The 15,205-nt window shown below is 72.0% G+C and carries 11 protein-coding genes; 4 read left to right on the top strand and 7 right to left on the bottom strand.

Annotation, left to right across the window (positions count from 1 at the left end):
- Positions 1-688: glutathione binding-like protein (locus B0W88_RS21835; RefSeq protein ID WP_369973918.1), on the top strand; the 688-nt coding region annotated here is incomplete at its 5' end.
- Here B0W88_RS21835 and B0W88_RS21830 read toward each other — a convergent pair.
- The 5 genes from B0W88_RS21830 to glnE are packed head-to-tail and all read right to left on the bottom strand — an operon-like array spanning position 689 to position 7,081.
- Entirely contained in the window at positions 689-1,366 is a 678-nt protein-coding gene (locus B0W88_RS21830; protein ID WP_077036739.1) for a glutathione S-transferase, read from the bottom strand.
- Between the two features lie 10 nt (positions 1,367-1,376).
- Positions 1,377-2,267 carry a DMT family transporter gene (locus B0W88_RS21825; RefSeq protein ID WP_077036738.1) on the bottom strand — a complete coding sequence of 297 codons (891 nt, stop codon included), beginning with the start codon at positions 2,265-2,267 and terminating at the stop codon, positions 1,377-1,379.
- On the bottom strand, positions 2,264-3,742 hold the full coding sequence (locus B0W88_RS21820) for a peptide MFS transporter (protein WP_077036737.1): 1,479 nt from the start codon (positions 3,740-3,742) through the stop codon (positions 2,264-2,266). Before B0W88_RS21820 ends, B0W88_RS21825 begins: the two co-directional genes overlap by 4 nt.
- A 25-nt stretch (positions 3,743-3,767) precedes the next feature.
- Positions 3,768-4,367 (bottom strand): rhombosortase, encoded by a 600-nt coding sequence (gene rrtA / locus B0W88_RS21815; RefSeq protein WP_077036736.1) that lies wholly within the window; start codon positions 4,365-4,367, stop codon positions 3,768-3,770.
- Entirely contained in the window at positions 4,346-7,081 is a 2,736-nt protein-coding gene (gene glnE, locus B0W88_RS21810) for a bifunctional [glutamate--ammonia ligase]-adenylyl-L-tyrosine phosphorylase/[glutamate--ammonia-ligase] adenylyltransferase (protein ID WP_369973919.1), read from the bottom strand. The genes rrtA and glnE overlap by 22 nt, the downstream gene beginning before the upstream one ends.
- Before the next feature lie 88 nt (positions 7,082-7,169).
- On the opposite strand from glnE, the gene B0W88_RS21805 reads away from it, so the two are divergent.
- On the top strand, positions 7,170-11,255 hold the full coding sequence (locus B0W88_RS21805) for a YhdP family protein (protein ID WP_158080911.1): 4,086 nt from the start codon (positions 7,170-7,172) through the stop codon (positions 11,253-11,255).
- A 5-nt stretch (positions 11,256-11,260) separates the two neighbouring features.
- Positions 11,261-12,064, top strand: coding sequence for a carbon-nitrogen hydrolase family protein (locus B0W88_RS21800; RefSeq protein WP_077036741.1), 804 nt, complete (start codon positions 11,261-11,263; stop codon positions 12,062-12,064).
- Here the strand turns inward: B0W88_RS21800 and B0W88_RS21795 are convergent.
- On the bottom strand, positions 11,988-12,956 hold the full coding sequence (locus B0W88_RS21795) for a LysR family transcriptional regulator (RefSeq protein WP_077036734.1): 969 nt from the start codon (positions 12,954-12,956) through the stop codon (positions 11,988-11,990). The genes B0W88_RS21800 and B0W88_RS21795 overlap by 77 nt on opposite strands.
- Positions 12,957-13,054: 98 nt before the next feature.
- Between B0W88_RS21795 and B0W88_RS21790 the strand changes: the two genes are divergently transcribed.
- Positions 13,055-14,416 carry an MFS transporter gene (locus B0W88_RS21790; RefSeq protein ID WP_083748966.1) on the top strand — a complete coding sequence of 454 codons (1,362 nt, stop codon included), beginning with the start codon at positions 13,055-13,057 and terminating at the stop codon, positions 14,414-14,416.
- Here the strand turns inward: B0W88_RS21790 and B0W88_RS21785 are convergent.
- Positions 14,394-14,960, bottom strand: coding sequence for a hypothetical protein (locus tag B0W88_RS21785; protein ID WP_077036732.1), 567 nt, complete (start codon positions 14,958-14,960; stop codon positions 14,394-14,396). The two genes, B0W88_RS21790 and B0W88_RS21785, sit on opposite strands and share 23 nt — an antisense overlap.
- Between the last annotated feature and the right edge of the window lie 245 nt (positions 14,961-15,205).

Genomic DNA, 15,205 nt, shown 5'->3' with positions numbered 1-15,205 from the left:
CCCCATCGCCACCAAGTGGCCCGCCGCCCACCCGGACCGCCTGCAGCTCTACTCGCTGCCCACGCCCAACGGCGTCAAGGTCTCGATCATGCTGGAGGAGATCGGCCTGGCCTACGAGCCGCATCTGGTCAACTTCCAGACCAACGACCAGCTCTCGCCGGCCTTCCTGTCGCTGAACCCGAACAACAAGATCCCGGCCATCCTCGACCCGCAGGGGCCGGACGGAAAGCCGCTGGCGCTGTTCGAGTCCGGCGCGATCCTGATCTACCTGGCCGAGAAGACCGGGCAGCTGCTGCCCTCCGATGCGGCTCGCCGTTATGAAACCATCCAGTGGGTGATGTTCCAGATGGGCGGCATCGGGCCGATGTTCGGCCAGGTGGGTTTCTTCCACAAGTTCGCCGGCAAGGACTTCGAGGACAAGCGCCCGCGCGACCGCTACGTGGACGAGGCGAAGCGCCTGCTGGGCGTGCTGGAACAACACCTCGAAGGCCGCGCCTGGATCATGGGCGAGGACTACACGATCGCCGACATCGCCACCTTCCCGTGGATCCGCAACCTGATCGGCTTCTACGGCGCCGGCGAGCTGGTGGGCTTCGACAAGTTTCCGAACGTGGCCCGCGTGCTGGCGGCCTTCGTCGAGCGGCCCGCGGTGATCCGCGGGCTGGACATCCCGAAGCGGCCCGCCTGATCAGCCCTGGGCCTTCAGGGCCGCGATGCGGTCCTGGTCGGCCTTGCGGTCGGCCGCGACCTTCTGCGCGCTGGGGCGCTCGCCGATGAATTTCGCGTAGGCCTTCCAGTCCACGCCGGCGGCGGCCAGCAGGTCCTCGCCCAGCACGATCTTGCTGGCCATGCCGACCAGCGGCAGGCTGTTGAAGGCCGCGCAGTCGGCCATCGTGAAGGTGTCGCCACCCACATACGGCCCGAACTTCGCGAGCCGCTTGAAGCCCTCGATATTCGCCGTCAGCAGGCGCCGCGCGCGCTTGGCCGTGCCCTCGCTGACCTGCCCGCCGAAGAAGGCCTGCGGGTACAGCTCGCGCGCCACCAGCTCGAGGTGCAGGTCGATGAACTGCACCAGCTCGCGCACCTTGGCGGCGGCGAAGGGCTCGGCCGGGATCAGCGGCACCTGCGGATACGCGGCCTCCAGCCAGTCGACGATCACCTGGCTCTCGCACAGCGCGCCCTGCGGCGTGCGGATGAAGGGCACCTTGCCCAGCGGCGTGCAGTCGAGCACCGCCTGCTCGTGCGAGTGGGTCATCACCGTCTCTTCGGTGAAGGGGATGCCCTTTTCCAGCAGGGCCATCTTGGCCTTGTTGTAGTAGTTGCTGAGGGAGAAGCCGCAGAGGGTGATGGAAGCAGGTGTCGTCATGGCTGCGATGCTATTTGTTGACCAGCACGACGCCTGCCGCCAAGGCGACAAGGGCCACCACCAGGCGCACGGTAATCGGCTCGCCCAGCAGGAAGGCGCCGGCCAGCAGGCCGAACAGCGGCGTCGCCAGCGTGAAGCTGGCCAGCCGCGTCGCCATGTAGTGGCGGATCATCCAGAACCACAGCAGGTAGCTGGCGAAGCTGACGATCACCGTCTGGAAGCCCAGCAGCCCGGCCAACCGCCAGGACCAGGCCAGCGGCGCCGGCTCGCCCATGCAGATGGCCGCCAGCGTCAGGCCCACGCCGGAGATCGCCAGCTGGTACAGCAAGGTCTTCTCCGCGCTGGCACTCGCCAGGCGCGAGCCGCGGATCGCCAGCGTCGTGCCGCCCCAGAGCACTGCCGACAGCAGGCCCAGCAGGTCGCCGAACCACTGCAGGCCCGAGCCGCTGTCCTTGCCGAAGCCCTCGGCAAAAGCCCAGGCCACCGCGCCGAAGGCCAGCACCAGCCCACCCACCTGGCGCAGGTTCAGCCGCTCGCTGGCGGCGATGAAGGGCATGCCCAAAGCGACGACGAAGGGCGAGAGGTAGATGAAGACGACCATCCGCGAGGCGGTCGTGTACTGCAGCCCGACGAAGATGCAGGCGAACTCCAGCGCGAACAGCGTGCCCGCCAGCAGGCCGCCCTTCAGGCTGCCATCCCGCTCGAACAGCGGGATGCCCCGCGCCAGCGCCCACAGCCACACCAGCAGCGCCGCGCCCAGCGAGCGCAGGCCGGCTTCCCACAGCGGGCCGATCTCGCTCAGCGCCGCCTTGGCCGCCACCTGGTTCAGGCCCCACAGCAGGCAGCACAGCAGCACGCCGGCGATGGCGCCGCGGCCGAGCCGCGCCTTGCGCTCGGTCATTCCTTGTCGCGGCCGATGATCATCCGGCTCAGCTTCGGGATCAGCAGCAGCATCACCACGCCCACCGCCACCGTGCCCCAGCCGAGGCGCCCGAACAGCATGGAATAGAAGCCGTTGGTCAGCAGCGGATCATTGCCCGGCGCCTGCGGGATCGAGCCCGAGAAGTCGTTGGCGAACAGCGAGGCAAGACCCGTCACCAGCATCCAGGCGCCCATCATGATGCCCTGGTACTGGCGTGGCGCGAGCCGGCCGATCATTGCGTAGCCCACCGGCGAGATCAGCAGCTCGCCGACGCTCTGCAGCACATAGCTCAGGAAGATCCAGATGAAGGCCGAACGGCCGGTCGCCGGATCGGCCAGGCCGATGCCCAGCGGCAGGACCACGTAGCTGGCGCCCATCAGCAGCACGGCGGCGGCGAACTGCCTGGGCACGTCGATGGCCCATCCGCGCGCGCGCAGCCGGGCGAACAGCCAGGCCAGCAGCGGGCCGCCGAAGACGATCACCACCGTGTTGATGTTCTGCACCCACTGCGGCGCGATCTGGAAGCTGCCGATCATCGGATCGACGTTGCGGTCGTAGAACAGCTGCAGGCCGCTGAAGGCCATCTGGTAGAGCGACCAGAAGGCCAGCGAGCCGCCGGCCAGGATCAGGTAGGCCGCCATGCGACGCCGCTCCTCGGGCACCGGATGGCGGATCGTCAGCACCAGCAGGCCGAGGAAGACCAGCACGCCGATGGCCTTGACGATCGAGCCGGCCCAGTCCGGCACCTGCAGCATCAGCCACAGCGCCGGCACCAGGCCCACGAGGATGGCCACGCCGGCGACGAAGCGCAGCCGCCAGGCCTGCGGCGTGGCCTGCAGCAGCGGCGTGTCGAGGTCGCGGATGCGGGTCCAGAACACGAAGGCCAGCACGATGGCGACCAGGTTGCCGACGGTGGCGAAGGTGAACAGCGTCGAATAGTCCTGGCTCAGCTGCAGCTGGCCGGCCACGCTGAAGCCGATGAAGAAGCCGACGTTCATGCCCGCGTAGTTCCACAGGAAGGCGGACTCGCGTCGCTCGTCCTCGGGCGTGAAGCGCTGGGTCAGCATCATGTTGATGCAGGTGACGTTCAGCCCGCTGCCGGTCAGGAACAGGGCCAGGCCCCAGTACATCAGCGCCGCGGTGCCGCCGGCGATGGCCGCGCAGCCCAGCACCTGCAGCACCATGCCGCCGACGAACAGGTTGCGGTTCGACAGGAAGCGCCCGCCCAGGTAGCCGCCGAACAGGTGCAGGCCGTAGTTGAAGGCTCCGAACACGCCCATCAGCGCGGTGGCCAACTGATCGCTGAAGCCCAGGTGCTTGGTGGCGTAGAGCACCAGCGTGGACTGCAGCACGGCGAAGCCCAGCGTGGCGAAGACCTGGATGAAGAACAGCGCGCTGGCGCCGGGAACCGGCGCGGAGGCGGAAGACGAAGAAGAAACAGTCGTGGAGGACATGGGCGTGGCGGTTGGCGCCGGGGAATCAGCGGCGGCGATGATAGCGGGCGGCCCCTGACGCAATGGCCGCCAGTACCGCGCCGATCACCGCGCCGGTCAGGTGCGACAGCGTCACCACCGGCATCTCGCCCCAGCCCTCGGCCCGCTGCATCACCGGTCCGAGCGGATCCTCGCCGCTGACTTTCAGCGTTAGGCCCACCGCAATCGCAATGCCGATCCAGCGCTCCCGCCCCGGCCCGCGCATCAACATCAGCTCCACCGCCGCCACCGCCACGCCCGCATGCAGCACGCCGGAAGCGCCGCCGAAGGCGATCAGCTCGGGCCGCGCCAGCAGCGCCAGGATCGACAAGGGCCAGGCCAGCAGCCAGGCCAGCGCGCAGCGCGCCGGCAGCCGCGCCGCCCAGCCCAGCGCGGCCAGCACCGCGCAGCCGGCGAGATTGGCGTAGAGATGCCGCGGGGTCCAGTGGACGAAGGCGGCGGTGAACGCGCGCCAGGGCCAGCCGGGGTCGCGCAGGCCTTGCCAGTCCAGCGCCGTCGGGTCGATGCGCCAAGCCAGCAGCGAGCCGGCGGCCAGCAGCACCGCCAGCGCGATCCACGGCAGGCTCAGGGGAAGACGGCGCGCCACAAGGCCTTCACGGCATCACGCTGCTCGACCAGCTCGGTGTCCGGCACGGCCGTCGGCTGCTCATCCAGCCGCGCCTTGTGCTGCACGCGGCGCAGCTCGCGGTAGGCGTTGGCCGCGGCCACGCCGACACCCGCCGGCAGCAGGCCCGCGGTCTCGGCCCGCTGCAGCAGCGCGATCACGCCGGCGTTGTCCAGCAGCTCGGCATGGCTGCCGCCCTCGGCCAGCACCAGGTACTGCACGGCGAACTCGGCGTCCATCATCCCGCCGGCATCCTGCTTGAGGTCGAAGCGGCCCTCGCGCGGCTTGTGGGCGCTGCGCACCTTCTCGCGCATCGCCTGGATCTCGCCGCGCAGCGCCGCGTGGTCGCGCGGCGCGGTCAGCACCGCGCGGCGCACCGCCTCAAAGCGCTGGCCCAGCGCCGCGTCGCCGGCGCAGAAGCGCGCGCGCGTGATGGCCTGGTGTTCCCAGGTCCAGGCGGTGTTGCTGCCGCGGCCGGTCTGGTAGTTCTCGAAGGACTCGATGGAGGTGACCAGCAGGCCCGAATTGCCGTTGGGCCGCAGCGCGGTGTCGATGTCGAACAGCTCGCCGGCCGCGGTGCGGATGGTCAGCCAGGTGATCAGCTTGCGCACGAAGGCGCCGTAGATCTCGCCGGCGTTCTCGTGCGCGTCGTCGAACAGGAAGACCACGTCCAGGTCGCTGCCGTAGCCCAGCTCCTTGCCGCCCAGCTTGCCGTAGGCGATGACGGCGAAGCGCGGCTCCGGCTGGTGGGCCTGCTTGAGCCGCTGCCAGGACCAGGCCATCGCGCACTGCAGCACCGCATCGGCCAGCGCCGAGAGATCGTCCGCCACCTGTTCCACGGTGATCGCCCGCTCGACGTCGCGCACCAGCGTGCGGAACACCTCGGCATGGTGGGCGCGGCGCAGCGTGTCCAGCAGCGATTCCTCGTCGGCCTGGCCGGAGCGGTCCCAGGCGGCGTGGCGCTCTTCGAGATCGGCGATGAAGGCGGGCCCGTCGAAGCGGTCGTGCAGCACGCGCTCGTCGGCCAGCTCGTCGATCACGCCCGGGTGCAGCATCAGGTAGCGCATCGGCCAGCGGGCCAGGCCCAGCAGGCGCAGCAGCCGCTCCTGCACCGCCGGCCGCTCGACCAGCAGGGCCAGATAGCTCTCGCGCCGCAGCAACGGCTCCATCCAGTCGACAAAGCGGATCGCCGCATCGAGGCTGCAGGTGCCTTCATGCACCGCGCGTCCGGCGCGGCCGACCAGCTTGGCCAGGCGCAGCCGCGATTCCTCCTTCAGCCCCTGCACGCGCGGCTGCTGGGCCCAGCGGCGCACGGCCGTGGCCAGCTCGGGCTGCAGCTTGTCGAGGAACTCCTCGGTGTCCACCGGCAGCGCCGGCCCGGCGCAGCCCTTGCAGCCGCCGTTGGCGGTGGAGGGCGCGCGGCCGTCGTGTAGCAGCGCGTCGAACTCGGTGGCAACCACCTCGCGCACCTCCAGCAGCTGGTCCATCAGCTGGCAGGCGTCCTCGCGGCAGGGCTCCATGCCGAGGCTGCGGGCGATCCAGGCCAGGTCCTCGTCGTTGCCGGGCAGGCAGTGAGTCTGCTGGTCGTCCAGGAACTGGATGCGGTGCTCGACGCGGCGCAGGAAGTAGTAGCCCTCGGCCAGCTTGGCGGCCGTCTGCGGCTTCATCAGGCCGCGCGCCGCCAGGCGGCCCAGCGCCTTGACGGTCGAGCGGGTGCGGATCTCGGGGAACTGCCCGCCGCGCACCACCTGCAGCAGCTGCACGATGAACTCGATCTCGCGGATGCCGCCGCGCGAGAGCTTGACGTCGTTGGCCCGCTCGGGCCGGCCGGCGGCGCGGCGCTGGGCCTCGTCGCGGATCTTACGGTGCAGCTGGCGCAGGCCCTCGAAGACGCCGTAGTCCAGGTACTTGCGGTAGACGAAGTGGGTCACCAGCGACTTCAGCGCCAGCACCCGCGTGCCGCTGACGCTGGCCAGCGGCGCCACCACCCGGCTCTTCAGCCAGGCGAAGCGCTCCCACTCGCGGCCCTGCACCAGGAAGTATTCCTCCAGCATCGCCAGGCTCACCGCCGGCGGGCCGGAGTTGCCGTTGGGCCGCAGCATCAGGTCCACGCGGAAGACCTGGCCGTCCTCGGTGACGTCGCCGATCAGCGTGGTCATGCGCTTGCAGATGCGCGCGAAGTATTCATGGGCGCTGATCGACTGGGCGCCGTCGGTCTGGCCCTCGTCGTCGTAGACGTAGATCAGGTCGATGTCGGACGAGACGTTCAGCTCGCGGGCGCCCAGCTTGCCCATGCCCAGTACCCAGAACTCGATCACCTCGCCCTCGGCATTGCGGGGCTTTCCGTTGATCGCGTCCTGCTCCTCGCGGGCCGCCGCCAGGGCCAGGCACAGCGTGGCCTCGGCCAGGTGGGTCATTGCCGCGGTGATGTCGTGCATGGCGGCCTGCTGCTCCACGTCCAGCACCGCCAGCCGCTCCAGCACCAGATGGCGCGCCACCCGCAGCGCCGAGGGCAAGGCCCGGCCCTGCTGCTGCAGCCGCGCCACCAGCGCCTCGATCGCCTCGCGGTCCGGCAGGCCCGGCGGCAGCAGCGCGAGCTCCTCGGCATAGCGGCGCCGGATGCGCTGCACGAAGCGGCTGTGCGCCGCCTCGGCCGGCGGCCGTTCACGGGGTAAAGTAGGCTGTGCCTCGGTCATACGGTCCATGCGCTGTGCTAGATTCGCCGCGTCCCGGGCGATGCGGCCGGACATTGCCGACAACAGGCTCCGCGGCGAGCGCTCTCCCTTGATCCATCACGCCCCGGCCGACGCCATTCCCCACTGGTCCAAACGCGGCCTGCGCCTGATCTGGCGCCTGCTGCGCTGGGCCCTCGGCCTGCTCGGGCTGGCCTGGGGACTGCTGCTGCTGGCCTGGGCGGTTTTGCAGTGGGCGATTCTGCCGCACATCAACGATTGGCGTCCGAGGCTGGAAAGAGAGGCCTCGCAGAGCCTGGGCATTCCGGTACGGATCGGCAATATCGCGGTCAGCGCCGGCGGCTGGTTCCCGGCGCTGGAACTCAAGGACGTGCGCCTGCTGGACAAGCAGGGCCGCCAGACCCTGCTGCTGCCGCGGGTGGCGGCCTCGCTGTCGGCCCGCTCGCTGCTGGCCTTCGAACTGCGCTTCGAGCAGCTGCTGATCGACGGCCCGCAGATGGAAGTGCGGCGCGACCGCAGCGGCCACATCTACGTCGCCGGCCTGTCCGTGGACCCGGCCACCGGCGAGGCCAGCACCGGCTTGGCCGAGGAATGGGCCGACTGGTTCTTCAAGCAGCGCGAGTTCGCCGTGCGCCACGGCCGCATCCGCTGGATCGACGAGCTGCACGCCGCCCCGCCGCTGGAGCTGGCCGACCTGGACCTGGTGCTGCGCAACGGCCTGCGCCAGCACCTGATCCGGCTGGACGCCACGCCGCCGCCGGCCTGGGGCGAGCGCTTCTCGATGCAGGGCCGCTTCAACCAGTCCCTGCTCAAGCGGCCCGGCGACCTCCGCCACTGGAGCGGCCAGCTCTATGCCGACCTGCCGCGCAGCGACCTGCACGAGCTGCGCCGCCACGTGAACCTGCCCTTCGACCTGCAGGAAGGCGACGGCGCGCTGCGCGCCTGGATCGACATCAGCAACGGCAAGCCCCTGGGCGCCACCGTGGACATGGCGCTGCGCGCGGTCAAGCTGCGCCTGGCCGCCCGCGCGCCGGAGCTGGCGCTGAGCCAGCTGGAAGGCCGGCTGCAGCTGCTGCGCGAGCCGCAGGCGCTGGTGCTGCAGGCCACGCAGCTGGGCTTCGTCAGCGCCGACGGCGTGACCTGGCCGCGCTCGAACTGGGGCGTGCAGCTGAAGCTGGCCAAGGACGCCAACGCCAGCCTGGCCGATATCCAGCCGGGCACCGCCCTCGGCGGCGCGCTGACGGCCCAGCGCCTGGACCTGGCGCTGATGGCCCAGCTCGCCGCCGGCCTGCCGCTGGGCGAGCGGCCCCACGCGCTGCTGGCCGAGCTGGCGCCGCGCGGCGTGGTCAACGGCCTCAGCGCCAGCTGGGAAGGCCCGCTGGAGGCGCCGATCCACTACCGGGTCAAGGCCGGGCTGGAGGCGCTGCACCTGGACCCCGGCGAGCCCGGCGGTATCCACCACGTCGGCCGCCCCGGCGTGGACAAGGCCGACCTGCAGATCGACGCCACCGACAAGGGCGGCCAAGCCACGCTGCTGATCGCCGACGGCCGGCTGGAATTCCCCGGCCTGTTCGAGGAGCCGGTCGTGCCGCTGGGCCAAGCCTCGGCGCGGCTGGAGTGGTCAGTCGATGCGGGGCGTTATGCGCTCAAGGTGGGCGCGCTGAAGCTGGAGAACGCCGACCTGCGCGGCACGTTCGACGCCAGCTGGCGCAGCGGCCGCGGCGCCGACCCCAAGGGCCTGCCCGGCCAGCTGGAGCTGAGCGGCCGCATCGCCCGCATCGATGCCGTCAAGGTGCAGCGCTACCTGCCGCTGATCCTGGGCGAGCATGCGCGCGGCTACGTCAAGGACGCCGTGCGCAGCGGCGAGGCGCGCGACATCACGGTCAGGGTGCGCGGCGACCTGGCGGATTTCCCCTTCGACGGCGGCCGCCCCGGCCAGTTCCGCATCGCCGCCCAGGTGCGCGACGTCAACCTGGCCTACGTGCCGCCGGCCGCGCCGGGTCTGCCGCTCAGCTGGCCCGCGCTGGAGCATGCCGAGGGCGGCCTGGTGTTCGACCGCGGCAGCATGCAGATCGTCGGCGCGCGGGCCAGCGTGCTGGGCTATCCGCTGAGCGGCGTCAGCGGCGGCATCAAGGACCTGGCCCACCAGCGGGTGCTGGAGATCGAGGGCGGCGGGCAGGGGCCGCTGGCCTCGCTGCTGCAGTTCATGCGCGCCTCGCCGCTGGACGAGTGGACCGGCCATGCGCTGAAGGACGCGAGCTCCACCGGCAACGCCGGCTTCAAGCTGGCGCTGCAGCTGCCGCTGGCGGACCTGAACCGCAGCGCCGTCAAGGGCAGCGTGCAGCTGCTGGGCAACGACGTGCGCATCCGCCCCGACGTACCGCTGCTGGAAGGCGCGCGCGCCGCGGTCGATTTCGACCGCAACGGCTTCAAGGTCAGCGGCGGCAAGGCCCATGCGCTGGGCGGCGACCTGAGCTTCGACGGCGGCAGCCAGCGCGACGGCAGCTATCGCTTCAACGGCACCGGCACGGCCACCGCCGAGGGCCTGCGCCGCGCGAAGGAGCTGCCGCTGGCGCCCCAGCTCGCTGCCGTGGCCAGCGGCCAGACCACGTACAAGCTGCAGCTGGGCATCTCCGGCCACGGCCAGGTGGAGATCGGCATCGCCAGCCCGCTGGCCGGCCTGGCGCTGGACCTGCCGGCGCCGCTGCGCAAGGAGGCCGACGCCACGCTGCCGCTGCGCATCGCCCTGGTGCCGACGAACGCCACGCACGACGAGCTGCGCGTCGAGCTCGGCACGCTGCTGCAGCTGCTCTACCAGCGCGACACCGGCGGCGCCGAGGCGCGCGTGCAGCGCGGCGCCATCGCGTTGCAGGACCGGCTGCCGCCGCTGCCCGAGGCCGGCGTGCAGCTGCAGGCCAACCTGGGCAAGGTCAACCTGGACGCCTGGAAGCTGGCCGCAGAGCGCATCGCCGGAGGCGACAGCAGCGGCCCGCTCGACCCCGCCGCCGCGGCCACCAGCTACGTGCCCCACCAGATCGGCCTGCGCGCGCAGAGCCTGCAGCTCTCGGGCCGCGAGCTGGCCCATGTGGTGGCCGGCATTACCCGCGCCGCCGACGGCAGCGGCGCCTGGCGCTTCAGCGTCGACGCCGACCAGCTCAGCGGCTTCATCGAGCTGCGGCCGCCGCAGGGCGTGGCCTCGGCCGGGCGCATCAGCGCGCGGCTGGCGCGGCTCTCGCTGCCGCGCCAGGAGGCCGACTCGGTCTCGCAGATGCTGGACAGCCAGCCCGGCAACGTGCCCGCGCTGGACATCGTCGTGGACAACTTCGAGCTGCGCGGCAAGCAACTCGGCCGGCTGGAAGTGGAAGCCCGCGCCGGCGGCGACCCGGCCAGCGGCGGCCGCGACTGGCACCTGAACAAGCTGCGCCTGGTCAACCCCCACGCGGTGCTCAACGCCAGCGGCGAATGGCTGAAGGCCGAGCCCGGCAGCCGGCAGCGCCGCACCGAGCTGGACTGGCGGCTGGACGTCTCCGACGCCGGCCGGCTGCTGGAGGAGCTGGGCCAGGGCCAGGTCCTGCGCAACGGCAAGGGCGTGCTGAACGGCCGCATCGGCTGGCTGGGCTCGCCGCTGACGCCGGACTTCCCCAGCCTGGAAGGGCAGCTGAACGTGTCGCTTGACGCCGGCCAGTTCCTCAAGGTGGAGCCCGGCGTGGGCCGGCTGCTGGGCGTGCTGAGCCTGCAGTCGCTGCCGCGGCGGCTGCTGTTCGACTTCCGCGACGTGTTCTCCGAGGGCTTCGCCTTCGACGGCATCAGCGGCGACGTCACCATCGCCCGCGGCCTGGCCACCAGCAAGAACCTGAAGATGCGCGCGGTGCAGGCCTCGGTGCTGGTGGACGGCAGCGCGGACCTGGCCGGCGAGACGCAGAACCTGCGCGTGCTGGTGGTGCCCGAGATCAATGCCGGCGGCGCCTCGCTGGCCTATGCGCTGATCAACCCGGCCGTGGGCCTGGGCACCTTCCTTGCCCAGCTGCTGCTCAACAAGCCGATGGCCGCCGCCAGCACCCGCGAGTTCCACATCACCGGCCGCTGGGACGCGCCCAAGGTCGAGCAGGTCGAGCACAAGGGCGAACTGCCGCCCGACGACGACACCCCGGCCGACAAGAAGGAAGCCAAGCCATGACCCTGATGAAGATCGCCGCCATCCAGATGGTCTCCACCCCGGACCTGGCCCGCAACCTCGGCAGCGCCAGCCGCCTGCTCGAGGACGCCCGCGGCCGGGGCGCCGAGCTGGCCGCGCTGCCCGAGTACTTCTGCTTCATGGGCCATGCGGACCAGGACAAGCTGGCGCTGGCCGAGCAGCCGGGCGAAGGGCCGATCCAGCAGATGCTGTCCACCGCCGCCCGCGAGCTGGGCCTGTGGATCATCGGCGGCACGCTGCCGATGCGCTGCGAGGGCGTGCAGGACAAGGTGCGCAACAGCTGCTGCGTCTACGCGCCCGATGGCGTCCAGGCGGCGCGTTATGACAAGGTCCACCTGTTCCGCTACGACAACGGGCGCGAGCGCTACGACGAGGGCCGCGTGCTGGAGGCCGGCGACGTGCCGGTGGCCGTGCAGGCCGGGCCGCTGAAGGTCGGCCTGTCGGTCTGCTACGACCTGCGCTTCCCCGAGCTCTACCGCAGCGATGGCGCCGCACCCTGCGAGCTGCTCAGCGTGCCGGCCGCCTTCACCTACACCACCGGCAAGGCGCACTGGGAGCTGCTGCTGCGCGCCCGCGCGGTCGAGAACCAGGCCTATGTGATCGCGCCGGCCCAGGGCGGCACGCACGAGAACGGCCGCCGCACCTGGGGCCACACGATGATCGTCGATCCGTGGGGCGAGGTGCTGGCCTGCCTGCCGGAGGGCGAGGGCGTGATCACCGCCGATGTCGATCCGGCGCGGCTGGCGCAGGTGCGCGAGCAGTTGCCGGCGCTGCAGCACCGGCGTTTCTGAACAGCTCCAGCATCAGCCCGCGCAGCCATTGGTGCGCCGGGTCGCGCTCGAAGCGCGGGTGCCACATCTGCGAGATGGTGATCGGCGCGGTCTCGACCGGCAGCTCGAAGGTCTGCAGCCCGCCTTGCCGGGCCGCGAAGTAGGAGGCCGGCACCAGCGCCACCAGATCCGACTCGGCCGCGATCGCCAGTGCCGCGCGAAAGCTCGGCACGATCACCGCCACGCGGCGGCTCAGGCCCAGCGCCGCCAGCCCCTCGTCCACCGGCCCGCCGGGCCGCCCGCGCCGCGACGTGACCACATGGCCGCAGGCGGCATAACGCGCCGCGTCGACTGACCCACGCCCGTCCGCCAGCAGGGCATGCCCGTCGCGCACCACGGCGACGAAGCGGTCCCGGTAAAGCGCCTGCACGCGCAGCTCCGGCCCGGCGTGCTCGCCGAGTACGCCGATGTCCAGGTCGATCAGGCCCTCGCGCAACGGGCGCGTGTCCTTGTCCGGCTTGGGTGCGAAGCGCAGCTGCAGGCCGGGCGCCTCGGCCGCCGCACGCGCGGCCAGGCGCGGCGCGAAGGCCTCGATGAAGCCGTCGTTGGCGCGCAGCGTGAAGCGGCGCTGCAGCGTGGCGATGTCCAGCCGCGCGCCGGCCGGCTGCAGCACCGCGCGCGCCTCCTGCGCCAGGCCGCTGACCCGCTCGCGCAGCGCCAGCGCATGCGGCGTGGGCACCATCGCGCGGCCGGCGCGCACCAGCAGCTCGTCGCCGGTGGCCTCGCGCAGCCGCGCCAGCGTGCGGCTCATTGCCGACTCGCTCAGGTTCAGCCGGGCCGCCGCGCGGGCCACGCTGCCTTCGGCCAGCAGCGCGTCGAGGGCGGTGAGGAGGTTCAGGTCGGGAGCGCTCATCGCCCGCACGCTAGCACCTGCCGGCCTGCGCCGCATGCAGGGATGGACTGCACGCCAGGCCATGGGCCGAAGACGTCCGGCCGCTTAGGCTTGCATCCATGAATGCCAGCCTGCCCCTGAACCCCTCCGCCGACGCGGCCGACGGCCTGCCCCTGCCGCAGCGGCTGCTGGCCGTGACGGCCATCATCAGCGCCATCATGCTGGTGGTGCTGGACGGCGCCATCGCCAACGTGGCCCTGCCGGCCATCGCCACCGCGCTGCAGGCCACGCCGGCCGCCAGCGTCTGGGTGGTGACCGCCTACCAGCTGGCGGCGGTGATGTTCCTGCTGCCGGCCTCGGCGATGGGCGAGCGCTTCGGCTACCGGCGCATGTTCGCCGCGGGCGTCGCGCTGTTCACCGCGGGCTCCGCCGCGTGCGCGCTGGCGCCGTCGCTGGCCTGGCTGGTGGCGGCGCGCTTCGCGCAGGGGCTGGGCGGCGCAGCGGTGATGCCGCTGGGGCTGGCGCTGCTGCGCCACATCTATCCGCAGCGGCTGCTGGGACGGGCGATCGGCTGGAATGCGCTGGCCGTGGCCGCGGCCTCGGCGGCGGGGCCGGCGGCGGGCGCGGCCCTGCTCTCGGTGGCGCACTGGCCCTGGCTGTTCGCGGTGAACCTGCCTTTCGGGCTGCTGGCGCTGGCTGCCTGCGCGGGCCTCCCTGCGGGCGGGGGCACGGCCCGGCGCATCGACGGCCTCAGCGTGGCGCTGAACGCGGGTATGTTCGCCGCGCTGGTGCTGGGTGCCGACCGGCTGCCCGCGCAGCCGCTGGAGGGCGCCGCACTGCTGGCCGCGGCCGCCGCCTGCGCCGTGCTGCTGGTGCGGCGCGAGGCGCCGCGCGCCACGCCGATGGTGCCGCTGGACCTGCTGCGGCTGCGGCCGTTCCGCCTCTCGATCATGGCCTCCGTGTGCTGCTTCGCCGGGCACATGGCGGGCAGCATCGCGCTGCCCTTCTACCTGCAGCACCAGCTGGGCCTGGGCGCGCTGACGACCGGCCTGCTGATGGCGCTGTGGCCGCTGGCGGTGATGGGGGCGGCGCCGCTGTCGGGCCGGCTGGCCGAGCGGGTGCCGACGGGCTGGCTCTGCGCGGCGGGCGCGCTGACCCTGTCCGCGGCGCTGGCGCTGCTGGCCGCGGGGCCGCAGCGGCTGCCCCCGCTGGCCGCCTGCATGGCGCTGGCCGGCCTGGGCTTCGGCTTCTTCCAGACGCCCAACAACCGCAACATGCTGCTGGCCGCGCCGAAGGCCCGCAGCGGCGCCGCGGGCGGCGCCCAGGGCTCGGCGCGGCTTGCGGGCCAGACCTTCGGCAGCCTGCTGATGGGCCTGCTGTTCTCGCTGCTGCCGGCCGCGCAGGCCCTGCCGATCGGGCTCGCGGCGGCGGCGGTGCTGGCGCTGTCGGCCGCGCTGCTCAGCCTGGCGCGGGGAGCCTGAGCACCATCAGGTCGCGCATGGCGCTGCGGATGTTCTCGCGCACAGCGCCCTCGTTGGCCAGGCGCAGGCGTTCGGGCATCGAGACCATCGCGTCGGTGAACTCGGCCTTGTAGGCCGTACGCAGCGCCCGCTGGTAGAGCACCGCGCCGCTGTTGCGGTCCACCAGCGTGTACTGGATGGTGATGGTGACGGTCGTGTCCGCCGCCACCAGCGGCTGCACCAGGCTGACGATCTGCGCGCGCAGCTGGTAGGCGGTGGGCGCCTGCGGGGAGGCCGGCAGCATGCCCAGCGCGCGCAGCGAGTCGTCCAGCGACTGCTCCAGCGTCATGCCGCTGACCTTGGAGCCCCACCAGGGCGAGGTCGACTGGCCGCCGGTGACGCGGTCCAGGTCCACATTGTTCTTCAGCGCCTCGGGCACCCAGGTGCGCAGCTGCAGCACGTCGGCATCGCTGAGCGCCATCGTCAGCGATTGCGTGGGCGTGCCGCAGCCGGCCAGCAGGGCCAGCAGCAGAGTGGCGGTGAGGGGCAGGCGTGCGGACAACATCGACTGCGACGGTAGCGCATCCGTCGCTCGGACGAAGCCGCGAAATATGCACGCTTTACGAGGCAGATGCAGGCTTCCCCCGTCGGTTCGGCGGCGAATCCCCCGTTGGCTGCGATTGCGCGCCGCAAAGGCGGCCACCCATACTGGACGGACAAGCAGTACACGGGCGAGGCGGGGATGGGCAGAGATGACACGATCGCATGGACACGACGACGACCCCCGCCGCCCCCGGCACGCTCCACAAG

Source organism: Pelomonas sp. KK5 (assembly GCF_001984095.1).
GTDB lineage: Bacteria > Pseudomonadota > Gammaproteobacteria > Burkholderiales > Burkholderiaceae_C > KK5.
This window is presented reverse-complemented; position numbering and strand designations above follow the sequence as displayed.